General features: G+C 40.9%; 15 protein-coding genes. 10 read left to right on the top strand and 5 right to left on the bottom strand.

All coding sequences use genetic code 11. The annotated features are described in order from the left end of the window. Nucleotides 1-33 precede the first annotated feature (33 nt). From fliW to fic, 6 genes are all read left to right on the top strand, one after another. A complete protein-coding gene (gene fliW / locus I6852_RS06345) occupies nucleotides 34-441 on the top strand; it encodes a flagellar assembly protein FliW (protein ID WP_197291812.1) in 408 nt (135 codons plus the stop codon). A 10-nt stretch (nucleotides 442-451) separates the two neighbouring features. Next, nucleotides 452-1,513: an undecaprenyldiphospho-muramoylpentapeptide beta-N-acetylglucosaminyltransferase gene (murG, locus tag I6852_RS06340; RefSeq protein ID WP_197291813.1), complete on the top strand. Its 1,062-nt coding sequence runs from the start codon at nucleotides 452-454 to the stop codon at nucleotides 1,511-1,513. 107 nt (nucleotides 1,514-1,620) lie between these two features. After that, the gene (hopI, locus tag I6852_RS06335; protein WP_197291814.1) at nucleotides 1,621-3,720 is read left to right on the top strand and encodes a Hop family outer membrane protein HopI; all 2,100 of its coding nucleotides are present in this window, start codon (nucleotides 1,621-1,623) and stop codon (nucleotides 3,718-3,720) included. Nucleotides 3,721-3,742: 22 nt separating this feature from the next. Then, nucleotides 3,743-7,447 (top strand): Hop family outer membrane protein HopL, encoded by a 3,705-nt coding sequence (gene hopL, locus I6852_RS06330; protein WP_197291815.1) that lies wholly within the window; start codon nucleotides 3,743-3,745, stop codon nucleotides 7,445-7,447. Nucleotides 7,448-7,460: 13 nt separating this feature from the next. Continuing rightward, nucleotides 7,461-8,234 carry a pyrroline-5-carboxylate reductase gene (gene proC / locus I6852_RS06325; protein ID WP_197291816.1) on the top strand — a complete coding sequence of 258 codons (774 nt, stop codon included), beginning with the start codon at nucleotides 7,461-7,463 and terminating at the stop codon, nucleotides 8,232-8,234. 27 nt (nucleotides 8,235-8,261) lie between these two features. Further along, nucleotides 8,262-8,795, top strand: a complete 534-nt coding sequence (gene fic / locus I6852_RS06320) for a protein adenylyltransferase Fic (RefSeq protein ID WP_053577377.1) — start codon at nucleotides 8,262-8,264, stop codon at nucleotides 8,793-8,795. Nucleotides 8,796-9,040: 245 nt separating this feature from the next. Here fic and ybeY read toward each other — a convergent pair whose 3' ends face one another. From ybeY to I6852_RS06305, 3 genes are all read right to left on the bottom strand, one after another. Next, complete coding sequence (ybeY, locus tag I6852_RS06315) at nucleotides 9,041-9,463, bottom strand: rRNA maturation RNase YbeY (RefSeq protein ID WP_079353023.1); 423 nt, start codon at nucleotides 9,461-9,463, stop codon at nucleotides 9,041-9,043. Between the two features lie 55 nt (nucleotides 9,464-9,518). After that, nucleotides 9,519-10,013 carry a flavodoxin gene (locus I6852_RS06310; RefSeq protein ID WP_197291817.1) on the bottom strand — a complete coding sequence of 165 codons (495 nt, stop codon included), beginning with the start codon at nucleotides 10,011-10,013 and terminating at the stop codon, nucleotides 9,519-9,521. Nucleotides 10,014-10,104: 91 nt separating this feature from the next. Next, the gene (locus I6852_RS06305; protein ID WP_197291818.1) at nucleotides 10,105-10,686 is read right to left on the bottom strand and encodes a DedA family protein; all 582 of its coding nucleotides are present in this window, start codon (nucleotides 10,684-10,686) and stop codon (nucleotides 10,105-10,107) included. A gap of 123 nt (nucleotides 10,687-10,809) precedes the next feature. Between I6852_RS06305 and ccoS the strand changes: the two genes are divergently transcribed. Further along, a complete protein-coding gene (ccoS, locus tag I6852_RS06300; RefSeq protein ID WP_197291819.1) occupies nucleotides 10,810-11,007 on the top strand; it encodes a cbb3-type cytochrome oxidase assembly protein CcoS in 198 nt (65 codons plus the stop codon). 25 nt (nucleotides 11,008-11,032) lie between these two features. After that, nucleotides 11,033-12,007 carry an NAD(P)-binding domain-containing protein gene (locus I6852_RS06295; protein ID WP_197291820.1) on the top strand — a complete coding sequence of 325 codons (975 nt, stop codon included), beginning with the start codon at nucleotides 11,033-11,035 and terminating at the stop codon, nucleotides 12,005-12,007. Between the two features lie 7 nt (nucleotides 12,008-12,014). On the opposite strand, the gene I6852_RS06290 is transcribed toward I6852_RS06295, so the two are convergent. Then, a complete protein-coding gene (locus tag I6852_RS06290; RefSeq protein ID WP_197291821.1) occupies nucleotides 12,015-13,175 on the bottom strand; it encodes an HP1165 family MFS efflux transporter in 1,161 nt (386 codons plus the stop codon). 63 nt (nucleotides 13,176-13,238) lie between these two features. Here I6852_RS06290 and pgi point away from each other — a divergent pair, with 63 nt between their 5' ends. Both pgi and hofH read left to right on the top strand, forming a co-directional pair. Then, nucleotides 13,239-14,876, top strand: a complete 1,638-nt coding sequence (pgi, locus tag I6852_RS06285) for a glucose-6-phosphate isomerase (protein ID WP_197291822.1) — start codon at nucleotides 13,239-13,241, stop codon at nucleotides 14,874-14,876. 305 nt (nucleotides 14,877-15,181) lie between these two features. After that, nucleotides 15,182-16,597 (top strand): outer membrane beta-barrel protein HofH, encoded by a 1,416-nt coding sequence (gene hofH / locus I6852_RS06280; protein WP_097700624.1) that lies wholly within the window; start codon nucleotides 15,182-15,184, stop codon nucleotides 16,595-16,597. A gap of 310 nt (nucleotides 16,598-16,907) precedes the next feature. Here hofH and I6852_RS06275 read toward each other — a convergent pair whose 3' ends face one another. Continuing rightward, nucleotides 16,908-18,971 (bottom strand): carbon starvation CstA family protein, encoded by a 2,064-nt coding sequence (locus I6852_RS06275; RefSeq protein WP_197291823.1) that lies wholly within the window; start codon nucleotides 18,969-18,971, stop codon nucleotides 16,908-16,910. Between the last annotated feature and the right edge of the window lie 83 nt (nucleotides 18,972-19,054).

Genomic DNA, 19,054 nt, shown 5'->3' with positions numbered 1-19,054 from the left:
CAACAAAGCATTTAAATTAAAAAGGATAGTCCAGTGAATTACTTTTTAAAAGCCCCTATTTTAGGATTTGAGCATATTCATGAAGTGCGTTTGGAAAAAATTGATTCCTTATTCAGCCGATTAATGGGCCAAACCAATTCCCCCATGGCGTTGGATATGGTCTTAGTGAATCCCTATTGTTTGAGGGAATACAGCTTTGTGATACCCAAATACATAGAATTACTGCTAGAATTAGATTCTCATTCCAAAGTTGAGATATATTGCGTGGTCGTGTTGCAAAAAAATTTAGAAGATTCTATGGTTAATTTCTTAGCCCCCTTAGTGTTTAATTCCAAAAATGGCTTTGGCGCTCAAGTGGCGCTTTCTATGATGGATTACCCGGATTTTGGCTTTAGAGATCCTTTAAAAAGCTTTGTGGTTAAAGAAAGAGAACGAGCTTAAGGGTTTTAGCATGAAATTCGCTCTTACAGGGGGAGGCACAGGGGGGCATCTCTCTATCGCTAAAGCCTTAGCCATAGAATTAGAAAAGCAAGGCATAGAGGCGATTTATTTAGGCTCCACTTATGGGCAAGATAGAGAATGGTTTGAAAACAGCCCCTTATTTAGCGAACGCTATTTTTTCAACACTCAAGGCGTAGTCAATAAAAGCTTCTTTAAAAAAATAGGCTCTTTATTCTTGCAAGCTAAAGCCGCTTTTAAGGCTAAAGAAATTTTAAAAAAACACCAGATCACGCACACCATTAGCGTGGGAGGTTTTAGCGCAGGACCGGCGAGTTTTGCAAGCTTGCTCAATCACATACCCCTTTATATCCATGAGCAAAATGCGATTAAAGGCTCTCTTAACCGCTACCTTTCCCCTAAAGCTAAGGCGGTGTTTTCAAGCTATGCGTTTAAAGATAAGGGCCATCATGTTTTAACCTCCTATCCCGTGCAAAACGTTTTTTTTGATTCCGCTAGGACTCGAACTGAAATCAAGCATATCTTATTTTTAGGCGGTTCTCAAGGGGCAAAAGCGATCAATGAGTTTGCCCTATTAAACGCTCCTAAACTCACCAAACAGGGGATTAAAATCACGCACATTTGCGGCCCCAATTCTTATGAACAAGTGCGTTTTTTTTACCAGGAATTGGGGCTGTTGGATAAGATAGATTTGTTTGCTTTCCACAACAATATCATAGAAGTCATGCGCCAAGCGGATTTGTGCGTGAGCAGGGCGGGTGCTAGCAGCGTGTGGGAATTGTGCGCTAATGGCTTACCCACGATTTTTATCCCCTACCCTTTTGCGAGCAATAACCACCAGTATTACAATGTCTTAGAATTTGAAAAAGAAAACTTATGCTATGTTGTGCCTCAAAATGAATTATTGCCTAAAAAACTCTTTGAAGTTATTAGAAAGCTCAACCAAAAAGACGATCAAGGCAATAAAAACCTAACCACTATCAGCGCTAAATTGCAACAAAAAATCGCTAAAGACGGCACGAAAACCATCATTGAAACGATTTTGAGCGCCTAAAATAGCCCATTTTAATCAACAATTAAGCGACTAACCATTAAACTTAAGCGATAAATAAGATAAAATTTAGGATAGCTCAAATCTTTTAAAAAGAAAAGGATAACCCCTTGCAAAACTTTGTTTTTAATAAAAAATGGCTCATCTGTTCTAGCCTACTCCCCTTATTTTTTCTTAACCCCTTAGCGGCAGAAGATGATGGGTTTTTTATGGGGGTGAGTTATCAAACTTCTCTAGCCATTCAAAGGGTGGATAACTCAGGGCTTAACGCCAGTCAAGCCGCATCCACTTATATCCGCCAAAACGCTATCGCTCTAGAATCTGCGGCAGTGCCTTTAGCCTATTATTTAGAAGCGATGGGCCAACAAACGAGGGTTTTAATGCAAATGCTCTGCCCTGATCCTTCCAAACGCTGTTTGCTCTATGCGGGGGGCTATCAACAAAACGCCCAAAATGGCGATACAGGCAACAACCCACCAAGAGGCAATGTCAATGCCACCTTTGATATGCAATCTTTAGTCAATAATTTAAACAAGCTCACCCAACTCATCGGCGAGACTTTAATCCGTAACCCTGAAAATCTTTCTAACGCCAAAGTCTTTAATGTCAAATTTGGCAATCAAAGCACTGTTATTGCCTTGCCTAGTGGTCTAGCCAGTGTCATGAACGCTTTAAACGATGATATTACCAACGCTTTAACCACGCTCTGGTATAACCAAACCTTAACGAATAAATCTTTTAGCACCCCTGATGGCAGTCCTGTGAGTTTTAGCCCTGAAGTCTTGCAACACCTTTTACAAGACGGCCTAGCCACAGCAAGCAGTAATCAAACCATTTGCAGCACTCAAAACCAATGCACCGCTACTAATGAAGCTAACTCTATCGCTCAAAACGCCCAAAACATCTTCCAGGCTTTAATGCAAGCAGGGATTTTAGGGGGCTTAGCCAATGAAAAGCAATTTGGCTTCACCTATAATAAAGCCCCTAATGGCAGCAATTCCCAACAAGGCTACCAAAGCTTTAGCGGCCCGGGTTATTACACCAAAAACGGCAATACTAACGGCACGCAAGCGCCCTTAAAAGAATTACCCCCTGGAGCGACGATTGGATCAGGCAATGGCCAATACACCTACCACCCTAGCTCGGCAGTCTATTATTTAGCTGATAGCATCATCGCTAATGGCATCACCGCTTCTATGATTTTTTCAGGCATGCAAAATTTCGCCAATAAAGCCGCTAAACTGACAGGCACTTCAAGCTATAACCAGATGCAAGAAGCGATCAACTATGGGGAAAGCTTGCTTAGTAACACCGTAGCGTATGGGGATTTTATCACCAATTGGGTCGCCCCCTATTTGGATTTAAATAACAAAGGTTTGAATTTCTTGCCTAGCTATGGAGGAAAAGCTAACACCAATAATGTAACCTCACAAAATAATTTAACCCCGCAACAAGCCCAACAAGAGCAAAAAGTTATCATAAACCAACTGGAGCAAGCCACAAACGCCCCCACCCCCGCACAAATAGACAAGATCTTAGCCAACCCCTATTCCCCCACAGCAAAAACTTTAATGGCTTATGGGCTTTATCGCTCTAAAGCAGTGATTGGCGGGGTGATTGATGAAATGCAAACTAAAGTGAATCAAGTCTATCAAATGGGCTTTGCTAGGAATTTTTTGGAGCATAACTCTAATTCTAATAACATGAACGGCTTTGGCGTGAAAATGGGCTATAAGCAATTCTTTGGCAAAAAGCGCATGTTTGGGCTTAGGTATTATGGCTTTTATGATTTTGGTTACGCGCAATTTGGCACAGGATCTTCTTTAGTGAAAGCCACTCTCTCTAGCTATGGGGCAGGCACAGACTTTCTTTATAATGTTTTTACCCGAAAAAGGGGGACTGAAGCGATAGATATAGGTTTTTTTGCCGGCATCCAACTTGCAGGGCAAACCTGGAAAACGAATTTTTTAGATCAAGTGGATGGCAACCATCTTAAGCCCAAAGACACTTCTTTCCAATTCCTTTTTGATTTAGGCATAAGGACTAATTTTTCCAAAATCGCCAAGCAAAGAAGATCTCGTTTTTCTCAAGGGATAGAATTTGGCGTTAAAATACCGGTGCTTTATCACACCTATTACCAATCAGAAGGCGTTACAGCGAAGTATAGAAGAGCCTTTAGTTTTTATGTGGGCTACAACATAGGCTTTTGATTAAATAAAATAAGGGAAAAATATGATAAAAAAAGCTAGAAAATTCATACCACTCTTTTTAATTGGCTCTCTCTTAGCTGAAGACAATGGCTGGTATATGTCTGTAGGCTATCAAATCGGTGGCACGCAACAATTCATCAACAACAAACAACTTTTAGAAAATCAAAACATTATCAACAGCGTAACCCAAAGCGCGATCAATATTGCAGGGCCTACTACCGGTTTGATTACTTTAAGCTCTCAAAGCGTCATTGACGCTTTAGGCTATGGCGTGAGTAACACGGTGGGCAACCAATTAGAGGGCATTTCTAATATCCTAAATCAAATTGGCAAAAGAAAAGACTTTTATTCTAGCCGTCAAATCTCTAGCATTTCCCAGCAAATCATAGGGCTTAAAGGAAGCTCTGATCCCTTAAAAGCCCACTCTTCACAGATCACAGCCAAACTCCTTTCCAACACCCAGAGCGCGTTTGATCAGGGCATCGCGCTAAGCACTAGCATCATTAGCTCTATCAATAGCCTTAATCCCAGCAACAACACCCAAGAAGTCAAAGCCCAGCTCCAAAACACCGCGCAATCCATGACAGAATTATTGCAACAAATTGAACACAGCATCACTAAAACCACTAGCACCACTTACGCGCAATCCTTACTCTCCAATCTAACCGATGCGGTGAACGCTTCTAGCAACAATACCGCTTATGTGAGCGCTCTTGTTAACGCTTTAAACACTTTAGGGGTGGGGGTTTTCCCCACCACAACCTCAACGCATGTGGTGCTAAACCCACCGGGACAAGTCGTGTTCTATCCAACTAATTCCCTTTTAGGCTCTACTTCTTCAAACAGCAACAACCAACAACAATACAACAACACCCTTTTAATGAACACTTTACAAGGGGCATTAAGCGCTAATAATCAAATTAACCCCAATAGTTGCGCTAATCAAATCCAGTGTTTAGAGCAATTCATCCAAAATTTAGCCCCTTTAGCCGCAACCCCCACTTCAAACAACCAAGCCAACCAGCAAGTCCAAGCCATCGCTCAAAAGCTTCAAAGCGTTGCTATCAACACTTTAGACAACAATGCGATCAACAACACCACTTATAATTTAAACAACTTGCACAACGCTTTGAATTTCCAAGCCTATGAAAGCACGATAGAACAATACAATAACGCTTTAAAACAAATTTCTTGGATTAGTTTTAGCGAGCCTAAAAACTTGCTCAAAAACACTTCCAATAACTACCAAATCGGCACCGTTACCAACGCTCAAGGGCAAAATATCAGCGCCTATGATTGCATGACCGCTACCGGGAGTATTACTAGCAGTGCTTCTAGCGGGATTTCATGCTCAGCGACAAGCTCCACAAGCAACACAAGCTCCGCAAATAACACAAGCAGTTTTGACAATTCTTTAGTCGCTACCTCCAAAGTCCAAACCATCAACGGCAAAGAGCAGATCGGCGTGAATTCTTTCAACTTGGTTTCTCAAGTGTGGAGCGTTTATAACTCTTTAAAAACTTCAGAAGAAAATTTGCAAAAAAACGCCAAGATACTATGCGCTAATGGGACACAATCCGGGACAAGCTCATGCGACAACTCTGGGGGTTTGAGTATCAGCGGGAACTCCCAATTGCAAAACATTTTAAGCTCTAATGGGACTACCACTACCGCTCAAGCTAAAAGCAACGCTTCCAAACTGAAAGCGATGGTGGTTGTGAATAATGAAGAAGAAGCTAAAACGGCCAATTTAGCTCAAAATAGTGGGCCAACCACACAATCTCCTAACAGCACGGTGATGGGAGCTTTAAACACCGTATTGCAAAATGTCAATAATTTCCAACAAAGCATTCAAAGCGCTTTTCAAAATCAAAAATCCAATATTGAAGCATGGGCGAACGCGCTTTATAACACTAGTAACCCTAATGGGAGTCAATCGCAAAATTTAACTACTAACAATAACACAGATTTACGCATCCAATTGAGAGCGAATTTCTACCAACTCATCAATACCATTGACCAGCAAGTGCCTACAGACATGAACGCTTTAATCGCTCAAAGCCAACAAACCCAACAAACAAGCGGAGCAACAAACAATAGCAACGCATGCGCAAATGGAACGAATGGGAGTAATAATACCAACTGGTGCTATCAGCAATGGTCCGATTCTAAGGCTTATTACAGCGGGTTGCAAAGCGCTTTAGGATACACGACAAACGCAACAACTCAAAATGGGAGCAGTGGTGGGAACAGCATCACCTACAATGTCCAACAAATCGCGCTCACTAGCGGTGGTTTGCTCAACCAAATTATCACAAATCTTAAGGGCGTTAATGGTAATGGTGGAAATAATGGGGGAAGCAGTGGAGGCGGAAATGGCACCAGTCAAATCAACACAGCCTACCAAATGCTCACAGACGCTAGTGATGGGAAGTTAGGGACTTATACTAATAACGCCTACCAAACATGCACCAACGGGAGCAACGGGGCGAGTGGGAGCAATTGCTACACCCCCAACAAACAAAGCGCCACAAGCGCCACAAGCGCCACCACCACAACCGACAGCAATTTACAAAAAGTCTATAATGACGCCCAAAAAATAGCCAACATTATCGCCAGCTCTGGGAATAATAAAGGCGTTGAAAACGGCTTAAAACAATTTTTTGAAGCCTTAAAAAGTAATAGTAGTAGTCTCAGTAATTTGTGTAATAGTAGTAGCGGTAGTAGTGGCGCTACTTGCACCGGTGGGCTTATCAACCTTTTAGGGGCAATCCCCACCAATGGGGTGAGCGATACGAACAATTTAATCCATTTGCTCACCGAATTCATTAAAACCGCCGGGTTTATCCAAAATAATGATAGTAGTGTGTCTACTAGTCTTACAAGCGCTTTTCAAGCGATCACGAGCGCTATTTCTCAAGGGTTTCAAGCCTTACAAAACGATATTAGCCCTAACGCGATTTTAACCTTGCTCCAAGAAATCACTTCTAACACCACCACCATTCAGTCATTCTCGCAAACCTTACGGCAGCTTTTAGGGGATAAAACGTTCTTTATGGTGCAACAAAAACTCATTGATGCGATGATTAACGCTAGAAATCAGGTTCAAAACGCGCAAAACCAAGCCAATAACTACGGCTCTCAACCCGTTTTAAGCCAGTATGCGGCCGCTAAAAGCACCCAACATGGCATGAGCAACGGCTTAGGGGTTGGCATAGGCTATAAATACTTCTTTGGTAAGGCTAGGAAATTGGGCCTTAGGCATTATTTTTTCTTTGATTACGGCTTTAGTGAAATAGGCCTAGCCAATCAAAGCGTGAAAGCGAATATCTTTGCTTATGGGGTAGGCACAGATTTTTTATGGAACTTGTTCAGGAGGACTTACAACACTAAAGCGTTGAATTTTGGGCTATTTGCTGGGGTCCAATTAGGCGGTGCAACTTGGCTTAGCTCTTTAAGGCAACAAATCATTGACAATTGGGGGAACGCCAATGACATCCATTCAACGAATTTTCAAGTGGCGCTGAATTTTGGGGTGCGCACCAATTTCGCGGAGTTTAAGCGTTTTGCTAAGAAATTCCACAATCAAGGGGTTATCAGCCAAAAGAGCGTGGAATTTGGGATTAAAGTGCCTCTCATCAATCAAGCGTATTTGAGAAGTGCTGGGGCTGATGTGAGCTATAGGAGGCTTTATACTTTCTATATCAATTACATCATGGGGTTTTAAAAAAGGGTGTGTCATGGAAATCTTACAATTCATCGGCTATGGGAATATGGCTCAAGCGATTTTAGAAGGCTCTCATGAAATTTTATCCAAGCGCTTTATTTTAGAGATTACCGGGCGAAACCCTGAAAAAATCGCCCCCTTTTTACAAGAAAAAAACATTCAAGCGCGCATCATTCCCTATAAAAACGCTATTGATATACACCAAAAATTCGTGTTTTTACTTTTTAAGCCTTATAACCTTAAGGATTTTAATTATCAAGGGCAAGCCAAAAGCGTTTTGAGCGCTTTAGCTGGCGTGGGTTTTGAAGCTTTAAGTAATGCGATAGATTCTTTACATTACTTAAAATGCATGCCTAACATTGCGAGCAAATTCGCCCTATCTTCTACGGCGGTGTGTGAAAAATCGGTTGCACTTTCAATAAGTGAGAAAGCTTTGAGTATTATTGAGAGTTTTGGGAATTGCGTGCGAGTGGGTAATGAAGAGCAGGTGGATGCCAGTATAGCGACCAATGGGAGCGCGCTCGCGTTTTTAAGCTTGGTAGCGAGCGGTTTGAAAGATGCCGGTATTAGGGAGGGCTTGAACGCTAGAGATTCTTTAGAATTGGTGGAAATGAGTTTTAAAGGCTTTGCCAAGCTGTTAGAAAAAGAACGCCCAGAAATGATTATAGAGCAAATTTGCACCCCTAAAGGCGCAACGATTGAAGGCTTGAGCGTTTTAGAAAAAAAGGGGGTTAGGGGAGCGTTTATAGAAGCTTGCCATGAAAGCGTGAAAAAAATGCGCCTCTAAAAATTACACTCTTAAAAAATCAGCGCGATGCATTTAGACAGACAGAGTTTAGAAAAAGCCAAGCATTTGATCCAAAGCGGTCTGATTGACACCATAGAAGTAGGCACAATCAAGGGCTTGCAAGAAATCCATCGGTTTTTGTTTGAAGGGTTGTATGAATTTGCCGGTAAAATCAGGGATAAAAATATTTCTAAAGGGAATTTCAGGTTCGCTAATTGCTTGTATTTGGATTTGATTTTACCCAGAATTGAGAGCATGCCGCAAAATAATTTCAATCAAATCATAGAAAAATATGTGGAAATGAATATCGCCCACCCTTTTTTGGAAGGTAATGGCAGAGCGACTAGGATATGGCTTGATTTGTTGCTTAAAAAGGAATTGAAAAAAATCGTGCTTTGGGAAAGGATTGATAAAGCCGCTTATTTGAGCGCGATGGAAAGGAGTCCTGTGAATGATTTGGAAATCAAAACGCTTTTAAAAAAGCATTTGAGTTCTAATACCAACGATCCCTTAACTTTCATTAAAGGCATCACGCAGTCGTATTATTATGAAGGGCTTTGAAAAAATACTAAAATCATTTTTTATAATCCAATACGAAAGAGTTTGACGCTAGTCAAGAGATAGTTTTTTATAATGCGATCTTAGGGGATTAGTGGGATTTAGTTGGGGGTTGCAAGAGAAAATGTTTTACCTCCTATCCCCCCTTTACTATAAAATAAAATTTAAGATATAAGACAAAATAATTAAAGCCCCATTTTAAAAGAAATTAAAAGCTTTATTTGTCAGCATTAGTAGAGCATCTAAACCTAATCCTGTGTGCGTTCAATCAAACTCAAAGGCAAGTCAAACGCTTTAATGAGTTCGCCCTCTTTTTGGCGTTGTTCACCCTTATCTTTTTCATGGTCATAGCCTAGTAAGTGCAACACCCCATGAATGAATAAAAGAGCGATCTCATTTTCTAAGCTATGCCCTAATTTCAGGGCGTTTTCTTGAGCTAATGGCGCATTAATCACCACGCTCCCTAAAGGGGTGTGAGGGATCGCTTCTAAAGGGAAACTCAAAACATCGGTAGCGTAATCGCAACCCCTTAAATCCCTGTTGATTTCTCGCATGGTTTCATCGCTCACCAAAACAAGCTCAATGATTTGAGTGGGGGCTAAAACATTTGCGATTTTTTCTAATAATAAAAAATCCGATTCTAGTGGGGTTTGGTTGTCTATTTCTAGCATCAATAAGATATAAAAAAGAAGTTTAAAAAAGCCCTAAAGTTTAGGGCTTTAAAGATTAAGCGAAAGAACCTTTAACTTGTTCTACCCATTTTGCAATTCGTCCGTCTGTCAAATCGTCTTGATTGTCTTCATCAATCACTAGACCCACGAATTTACCGCCTTCTACCGCTTTAGAAGCTTCAAAATGATAACCATCAGTGGGAGTTTGCCCTACCACTTTGCCGGCTTTAGCTTTTTCATAAATGTGGAAAATGCCTTCTGCAAAAGTTTCGCTGTAAGTGTCTTGATCGCCCAAGCCTACAAGCCCAATGGTTTTATTCGCAAAGTCGCTCGATTCTAGCGTGCCTAAAAAGTCTTCCCAATCCGTTTGCAAATCGCCCGCACCGGCTGTTGGAGCGACTAGAACAACCTTTGTAAAGCTATTGAATTGCTCTTTAGAAGCCTTAGCCACATCAATCACTTCAGCATTACCAATAGCCTTGCTGATTTTCTCAGCGATAGCTTCAGCGTTCCCGCTGTCTGTCCCAAAAAAGATACCAATTTTTCCCATGTTCTCAATCCTTGTGTTTAAAGATATTAACGCACCCACTTCATGCGAATGCTTGTGGGCGTAGTTTAGCGCATTTAATTAAAAATCTTGCTTAAAAACCCATTTTGCGCGAATATCGTTTCAATAAAAACCATATTAAAAGCGCTATAAGAACAAAACTTATCACAAAAAACGAAGTGTAATGAGAAAGCCTTTCATACAGCGTTTTCACCCAATCGCTCGCTTGAAAAGAAACGCTCCCCACGATTAACGCCCACAAAAAACTGGATAAAACATTAAGCCATAAAAACCTTTTTAAAGGGTATTTGCTAAAACCAACCGCCAAAGGCACAACGCTCTTAATCCCATACAAATATTTATTGACAAAAATCATGAGCAAGGCGTAGCGTTTCACCCACAAACTCGCTAAAGCAAGCTTTCTTCGGTGCTTATGAAAGTATTTTAAAAACTCTCTTTTTTGATAGCGGGCAAAGACCACAAGAGCCCCACTCCCTACCATATTCCCTAAAAAAGCGACAAGAATCGTTATTTTTATATCCAAAGCGTGCGTGGTAGCGCTCAAAATGGAAGCGATGACAATCCCCACATACCCACCCCCCAAAGAATACAGAAATAAAATAAGATAACCCCACTCTTTAAAGCCCTCTTGAAAACGCAACAACGCTTCTTGCATAAGAAACCCTCTTTTTAATTTTCTCATTTTCATGTTATCCAAACTTATTCAACCTATTGGTGATTTAAACGCTATCTTTTAGTATAATGGCAAAGTGATCCTAATAACCTAAAAGATATAGAGATGAATACAGAAATTTTAACCATCATGTTAGTTGTCTCAGTGCTTATGGGATTGGTAGGCTTAATAGCGTTTTTATGGGGGGTTAAAAGCGGTCAGTTTGACGATGAAAAACGCATGCTTGAAAGCGTGTTGTATGATAGCGCGAGCGATTTGAACGAAGCGATTTTACAAGAAAACCGCCAAGACCCCAAAAATTAAAAAAATAAAAATAAAAGGATAGAAAATGAGCCAAGAAATTTTAGACGTGTTGATAGTGGGTGCAGGGCCTGGGGGCATTGCCACAGCCATAGAGTGCGAAATAGCCGGCGTTAAAAAGGCACTTTTATGCGAAAAAACCGAAAGCCATTCAGGCATGTTAGAGAAGTTTTATAAAGCCGGTAAAAGGATTGATAAAGATTATAAAAAGCAAGTCGTAGAGCTTAAAGGGCATATCCCTTTTAAAGACAGCTTTAAAGAAGAAACTTTAGAGAATTTCACTAACCTTTTAAAAGAGCATCGCATCACGCCAAGCTATAAAACCGATATTGAGAGCGTGAAAAAAGAGGGCGAATACTTTAAAATCACCACCACTTCTAACACAACCTATCATGCTAAATTTGTGGTGGTTGCGATCGGGAAAATGGGCCAGCCAAACCGCCCTACTACTTATAAAATCCCTGTTGTGCTCTCTAAACAAGTGGTTTTTAGCATCAATGATTGTAAGGAAAATGAAAAAACCCTTGTGATCGGCGGAGGCAACTCAGCGGTGGAATACGCCATTGCTTTGTGTAAAACCACCCCTACCACCCTCAATTACCGCAAAAAAGAATTCAGCCGTATCAATGAAGACAACGCTAAAAACTTGCAAGAAGTCCTAAACAACAACACGCTTAAAAGCAAGCTTGGAGTGGATATTGAAAGCTTAGAAGAAGATAACACTCAAATTAAGGTGAATTTCACCGATAACACGAGCGAGAGTTTTGATCGCTTGCTGTATGCGATCGGTGGCTCTACCCCTTTAGAGTTTTTTAAACGCTGTTCTTTAGAATTAGATCCTAGCACGAATATCCCTGTAGTGAAAGAAAATTTAGAGAGCAACAATATCCCTAATTTGTTCATCGTGGGCGATATTTTATTCAAATCAGGAGCGAGCATCGCTACCGCACTCAATCATGGCTATGATGTTGCGCAAGAAATCGCTAAAAGGTTACAATCTTAAAGCAAATTCACTCATCAAACGGCTTAGCCTTATGCAGAAAGAAAAAGAGGATGAGAAGCGTTAGGGCAAAGTGCATGGTGATGATAGTTAGGGGTGAAAAGTAACGCAGTTCCAAACTACTGAGCGATAGAACTAACACAGAGATTACGCGCACACAGCTTGATGAAAGCGATGAGAGCGATGAAATGTTGTTTTTGGAAACGAATTTGGAAAATTGATACCCCAAGCAATAACTCATGTAAGTGAAAAACGCCACCATGAGCGCATACACCCCTATGAAACAATAAGGGATATTACTAAGCAACAAGGGGCTAACGCCTAGCAACACCAAAAGCGAACTTAGGGCGATTTTTTGGCTGTAATTTTTGGCTTTTAAAAAATGAATGAGAATGGAAATCACTTGAAAAGCGATATAAAATATAAAAAGGTATTGCTCTTTAACGCCTTGTTTTAAAAAATACGCTTGCCACATTTGAAAATGGCTCATAAAAAAGATAGGCGTAATCAAATGCCCCACTAATAAAATTTTAAGCTTGGGGTTATCTTTAAGCTCTTTAAGGCTGCCTTTGACTTGCTCTTTAAGGAGTTTCAAACTTTTTTGGCTTTTAAAATCCGCTTCTTTTTCTTTAAAATAAAACACGATCGTTAGCGCGCAGAGCATGATTAAAAAAATCCCCACGATATACAGCATCGCATGGATTTTGAGATACAAAAACGATCCCAAAGAACTCCCTATAATCATGCCTAAATAAGTAATTTGATTGTTTTTAGCTAAAAACTTGGATAAATCTTTTTTATTTTCTTTAATGTCCGTGATGAGTGAAGCTTCAATCGTGCCGCTAGAGCATGCGCTATACAAACCATACAACCCCCACGCTAAAAGCATGAAAATAAAGCTATCAAAAAACAGCACAAACGAAAAACTAGCGATTAAAAAGGCGTTAGAAACCAAGAATAAATTTTTCCGGCTCATCAAATCCGCTAAAACGCCGCTTGGGTATTCAGCCACCAGCACGCAAAAGCTAAAAAAGGTTTGCACGAGCAAGATTTCACTCAAACTAAGCCCTTTAGAAAGCAACAAGGGGGTTAAAATCGCATGGGGCAAGCTTTGAGCGATGATTAAGAGAAAATTCGCCCCATAGTAAGCTAAAATGTTTTTTCTTAACATTTGAAAATTGTAACTAAAACTAGCTTATAATACAGCGTTATATCTTTTCATTAAGGGGTATTGATGCTAACCCAATTAAAAACTTATCCAAAATTACTCAAACATTATGAAGAAATTAAAGAAGCGCACATGCGCGATTGGTTTTCCAAAGACAAAGAGCGAGCGAGCCGTTATTTCGTGCAATTGGAAAGCTTGAGCTTGGATTATTCCAAAAACCGCTTGAACAATACCACTTTAAAGCTTCTTTTTGAATTAGCGGATGACTGCTCTTTAAAAGAAAAGATTGAGGCGATGTTTAAGGGCGAAAAAATCAACACCACCGAAAAAAGGGCTGTTTTACACACCGCTTTAAGAAGCTTGAATGACGCAGAAATTTTACTAGACAACATGGAAGTGTTAAAAAGCGTGAGAAGCGTTTTAAAACGCATGCGATCCTTTAGCGATAGCGTGAGGAGCGGTAAAAGATTAGGCTATACCAATCAAGTGATCACTGATATTGTCAATATCGGTATTGGGGGGTCAGATTTAGGCGCTTTAATGGTTTGCACCGCCCTAAAACGCTACGGCCACCCGAGATTAAAAATGCATTTTGTGTCTAATGTGGATGGCACGCAGATTTTAGATGTTTTGGAAAAAATCAATCCGGCCAGCACGCTTTTTATCGTGGCTTCTAAGACTTTTTCCACTCAAGAAACCTTAACCAATGCCCTAACCGCTAGAAAATGGTTTGTAGAAAGAAGCGGCGATGAAAAGCATATCGCTAAGCACTTTGTAGCGGTATCCACCAATAAAGAAGCCGTGCAACAATTTGGCATTGACGAGCATAACATGTTTGAATTTTGGGATTTTGTAGGGGGGCGTTATAGCTTGTGGTCGGCCATTGGCTTATCCATTATGATCTATTTGGGGAAGAAAAATTTTAACGCTCTTTTGAAAGGGGCGTATTTGATGGATGAGCATTTTAGAAACGCCCCTTTTGAAAGCAATTTGCCCGTTTTAATGGGGCTAATTGGCGTGTGGTATATCAATTTTTTCCAATCCAAAAGCCATTTAATCGCTCCTTATGATCAGTATTTAAGGCATTTCCCTAAATTCATTCAGCAATTGGATATGGAAAGCAATGGCAAACGCATCAGCAAAAAAGGCGAAACCATCCCCTATGACACATGCCCTGTTGTTTGGGGCGATATGGGCATTAACGCTCAGCATGCCTTTTTCCAGCTCTTGCATCAAGGCACGCATTTAATCCCCATTGATTTTATCGCCTCTTTGGATAAAAAACCTAACGCTAAAGGCCACCATGAGATTTTATTCAGCAATGTTTTAGCGCAAGCGCAAGCTTTCATGAAAGGCAAGAGTTATGAAGAAGCGCTTGGGGAATTGCTCTTTAAAGGATTAGACAAAGATGAAGCCAAAGATTTAGCCCACCATAGGGTGTTTTTTGGCAACCGCCCCTCTAATATCCTTTTATTAGAAAAGATTTCACCAAGCAATATTGGGGCGTTAGTGGCTCTTTATGAGCATAAAGTCTTTGTGCAAGGGGTTATTTGGGATATTAACAGCTTTGATCAATGGGGCGTGGAGCTTGGAAAAGAACTGGCCGTGCCGATTTTACAAGAATTAGAAGGGCATAAAAGCAACGCTTATTTTGACAGCTCCACTAAGCATTTAATAGAATTGTATAAAAATTACAACCAATAGGCTTTATCTTACAACAAGATAAAACCTAAAAACAATAAAGCAAAGCTTAACCCCATTCTCAAGCGCTCCATTCAAAATCATCCGTTAATCATAACGGATTTTAGCACCATATATTAGCCATTTGAGTTTAAAGGGAGTAAATTTTCCATAAATTGATCGTTTTTAGCTTTTAAAAGCTTGACTTTCTCATCATACGCATTATTTTACATATTATAATTATTTCAAAGCTAAGAATAATAAAAACTAAAGAATAGATTTATCTTTAAAAGCATTTGCATTTATCAATCTCATTTTAGGAGGCATGCATGAAAAAGGCAAGTCAGGTTTTATTCTTTGGAGCGTTTTTAAGCTCTTCTTTACAAGGTTTTGAAGCTAAGCTCAACGGCTTTGTGGATCAATCCAGCACTATCGGTTTTAACCAGCATAAAATCAATAAAGAAAGAGGCATCTACCCTATGCAGCAATTCGCAACGATTGCGGGCTATTTAGGGCTTGGTTTTAGCTTGTTACCCAAAAAGGTTTCAGACCATGTTCTAAAAGGCAAAATAGGGGGTATGGTGGGATCTATTTTCTATGACGGCACAAAGAAGTTTGAAGACGGCTCTGTGGCTTATAACCTCTTTGGTTATTACGATGGGTTTATGGGGGGCTATACGAATATCTTACAAACCGATAGTCTTGAAACACAGAACATGAAACACAACAAAAATGTCCGCAATTATGTCTTTAGCGACGCGTATTTAGAATACGCTTATAAGAATTATTTTGAAATAAAAGCCGGACGCTATTTATCCACTATGCCTTATAAAAGCGGTCAAACGCAAGGCTTTCAAGTTTCTGGGCAATACAAGCATGCGCGCTTGACTTGGTTTAGCTCTTTTGGGAGGGCGTTCGCTTATGGTTCGTTTTTAATGGATTGGTTTGCCGCTAGGACCACTTATAGCGGAGGCTTCACCAAAAACGATAAGGGAGGTTATGATAGCCATGGGCGAAAGGTGCTTTATGGCACGCATGCGGTGCAACTCACCTATAAACCTCATCGTTTCCTCATAGAAGGCTTTTATTACCTTTCGCCTCAAATCTTTAACGCTCCAGGCGTTAAGATTGGTTGGGACTCTAACCCTAATTTTAGCGGCACAGGCTTTCGCTCTGATACAGCTGTCATAGGGTTTTTCCCCATTTACTACCCTTGGATGATCGTTAAATCCAATGGAAGCCCAGTCTATAGATACGACACGCCTGCCACTCAAAACGGGCAAAATCTCATTATCCGCCAACGCTTTGACATCAACAATTACAATGTTTCAATCGCCTTTTATAAAGTCTTTCAAAACGCTAATGGTTGGATAGGCAACATGGGGAATCCAAGCGGTGTGATCATGGGGAGTAACAGCGTCTATGCCGGTTTTACAGGCACAGCCCTTAAAAGAGACGCCGCTACCATTTTCCTTTCTTGTGGCGGCACTCATTTTGCCAAAAAATTCACATGGAAATTCGCCACACAATACTCCAATTCAGTAGTCTCTTGGGAAGCGAGAGCGATGATCTCTTTAGGCTATAAATTCAATGAATATTTGAGCGGTAGCGTGGATCTTGCGTATTATGGCGTGCATACTAACAAAGGCTTTAAACCGGGTGAAAACGGGCCTGTGCCTAAAGACTTCCCCGCCCTTTATTCTGACAGGAGCGCATTATACACGGCTCTAGTAGCATCATTTTGATGCTACCCTATGATTATGGTAGGCGTCTTTTTGATGCTGTCTCCTACGATATGATAGGCGTTTTTTAACGCTGTTCCTCTAATCTCTATATATCAAATTTCTTTTCAAGCAAAAGCCCTTTTTTAAATCATACCCATTAAGCAAAATATCTATTATCTTCATCATCTTTAAAATTGAGCTTTTAAAAAAGCAAGCGATAGCTTTTTAAAAACCCAAGCAGAAATCCCAAACATCTTTAGTGTTTGCACGCTTCACAAACAGGGTCAAACTTTTTTTATGGATTTAAAGGGGGTTAAAACCCCTTTTTTATTCAAGCGGCTTTGATATAGGGCGTTTCAGCTAGCGGCGGATAAATTTGATTCTTAAAATAAGCGTTTGAGCAAATCCTAACGCTCACGATTAAAACTAATAGCGCTACAAGCATGAAAAACACGCACAAAATCGCATCAATCGCATGGTTAAAAAGGGATTTTTGGAGCGTTTTGAGCGCTTTTTCATCGGTAGTGAGTGCGATTTTTTCTTTGATGATTTGCATTTGCGCCACATGCGAAACGTTATTCAGCACGCTATCATTACTCTTTGGCACCACCTTTAAAATACCGCTATAAAAAGTGATGGATAAAATCAAAACTGCCGGCAAGGCGCTTACCATCGCCCCCTTAAAACGCCCCATTTTAAACAACACCACCGTAACCAACAACAACGCCATGCCCGCTAACATCTGGTTGCTCACGCCAAATAAAGGCCATAGCGTATAAATCCCCCCTTTAGGATCGATCGTGCCTTGATACAAGAAATACCCCCACCCTGCCACGCACAAAAGAGTGGCAAAAATCCCAGCCTTATAAGAGCTAAGATTACCCAAAGGCTTATAAACATTACCGAGCAAATCTTGAATCATGAAACGAGCGGTTCGTGTGCCAGCATCCACAGCGGTTAAAATGAACAAAGCTTCAAACAAAATCGCAAAATGGTACCAAAACGCCATCACGCTTGGATCCCCTAAAATGTGATACACGATCATCGCTAAACCGATCGCAAAAGTGGGTGCCCCACCGGTGCGGCTCAAAATGGAGCTTTCGCCAATGTTTTTGGTCATCTCACTGATTTCTTCAGCGCTGATATTAAACCCCCATGAGCTAATCACCGAAGCCGCATCAGCTATATCTTTACCGATGCTCACTTCTGGGGAATTGATAGCGAAATAAAGCCCTGGGTGCAAGATCCCTGCGCACACCAACGCCATAAGAGCCACAACGCTCTCCATCACCATAGAGCCATAGCCCACTAGCCTGGCGTCGCTTTCTTTAGCGAGCATTTTAGGGGTCGTTCCTGAAGAAATTAAAGCATGAAAGCCGCTAATCGTCCCGCAAGCTACCGTGATAAACAAGAAAGGGAACACGCTTCCTGCAAACACAGGCCCACTGCCATCTACAAAGGGCGTGATTTTAGGGATTTGTAAAGGCGGAGCGACAAAAACAATAGCCACAACCAACACCCCTATAACGCCAATTTTTAAAAAAGTGCTTAAATAATCTCGTGGAGCGAGTAAAAACCATACCGGCAAAATAGAAGCCACAAAACCATAGCCCATGATCATCCACGCTAAAGAACTGGCATCAAAGGTGAAGATTGACGCTAATTTGGGATCTAAAGAAACGTATTTACCCGCATAAATCGCTATAATCAACAAAATAAAGCCGATAACAGAAACTTCTAAAATCTTATGCGGCCTGAAAAACCGCATGTAAAGCCCCATAAGAATCGCAATGGGAATGGTCATAGCGATCGTAAAAAAGCCCCAAGGCGAATGCGCTAAAGCCTTCACCACCACCATCGCTAAAATCGCAATGATAATGAGCATGATCCCTAAAATCCCTAAACTAGCGATCATGCCTACAAATTGACCCATTTCAAGCTTGATCATTTCGCCTAAAGACTTGCCATCGCGCCTAATGGAAGCAAAAAGCACCACAAAATCATGCACGCAACCCCCTAAAACCGAGCCTATCAAAATCCATAAGATAGAGGGCAAGTAACCCATTTGAGCGGCTAGTATCGGGCCTACTAAAGGGCCAGCCCCAGCAATAGCGGCGAAATGATGCCCAAAGGTGATCGCTTTATCGGTTGGCACAAAATCCTTACCGTCATTCCTTACGCATGCGGGCGTGGCTCTGTTATCGTCTAGCTTTAACACCCTATAAGCGATAAAATGGCTATAAAAACGATAGCCTATGCTATAAATGCAAGCGCTCGCTACTACAAGCCATAGCGTGTTAATGCTCTCGCCCTTGTGTAAGGCTAACACCCCTAAACAGATCGCCCCTAAAATAGCGACAAAAACCCAAGCCAAAGAAACTAAACTTTTTTGCATGTCCTCTCCATTCAATGATTATTTAATCATTGCTGTTAATTTCAGCCAGTTTTTTTATTATAATCCAAAATTTCTTTGAATAG

Source organism: Helicobacter pylori, assembly GCF_015904775.1.
Classification (GTDB): Bacteria; Campylobacterota; Campylobacteria; order Campylobacterales; family Helicobacteraceae; genus Helicobacter; species Helicobacter pylori_DM.
Note: the sequence above shows the minus strand (reverse complement) of the source record. Positions and strands in the feature narration are given on the sequence as shown.

Coding starts and splice junctions, on each gene's coding strand:
- murG (WP_197291813.1), top strand. CDS start 452: ATGAAATTCGCTCTTACAGGGGGAGGCACAGGGGGGCATCTCTCTATC.
- hopL (WP_197291815.1), top strand. CDS start 3,743: ATGATAAAAAAAGCTAGAAAATTCATACCACTCTTTTTAATTGGCTCT.
- proC (WP_197291816.1), top strand. CDS start 7,461: ATGGAAATCTTACAATTCATCGGCTATGGGAATATGGCTCAAGCGATT.
- fic (WP_053577377.1), top strand. CDS start 8,262: ATGCATTTAGACAGACAGAGTTTAGAAAAAGCCAAGCATTTGATCCAA.
- ybeY (WP_079353023.1), bottom strand. CDS start 9,463: ATGCTAGAAATAGACAACCAAACCCCACTAGAATCGGATTTTTTATTA.
- I6852_RS06310 (WP_197291817.1), bottom strand. CDS start 10,013: ATGGGAAAAATTGGTATCTTTTTTGGGACAGACAGCGGGAACGCTGAA.
- I6852_RS06305 (WP_197291818.1), bottom strand. CDS start 10,686: ATGCAAGAAGCGTTGTTGCGTTTTCAAGAGGGCTTTAAAGAGTGGGGT.
- ccoS (WP_197291819.1), top strand. CDS start 10,810: ATGAATACAGAAATTTTAACCATCATGTTAGTTGTCTCAGTGCTTATG.
- I6852_RS06295 (WP_197291820.1), top strand. CDS start 11,033: ATGAGCCAAGAAATTTTAGACGTGTTGATAGTGGGTGCAGGGCCTGGG.
- I6852_RS06290 (WP_197291821.1), bottom strand. CDS start 13,175: ATGTTAAGAAAAAACATTTTAGCTTACTATGGGGCGAATTTTCTCTTA.
- pgi (WP_197291822.1), top strand. CDS start 13,239: ATGCTAACCCAATTAAAAACTTATCCAAAATTACTCAAACATTATGAA.
- hofH (WP_097700624.1), top strand. CDS start 15,182: ATGAAAAAGGCAAGTCAGGTTTTATTCTTTGGAGCGTTTTTAAGCTCT.
- I6852_RS06275 (WP_197291823.1), bottom strand. CDS start 18,971: ATGCAAAAAAGTTTAGTTTCTTTGGCTTGGGTTTTTGTCGCTATTTTA.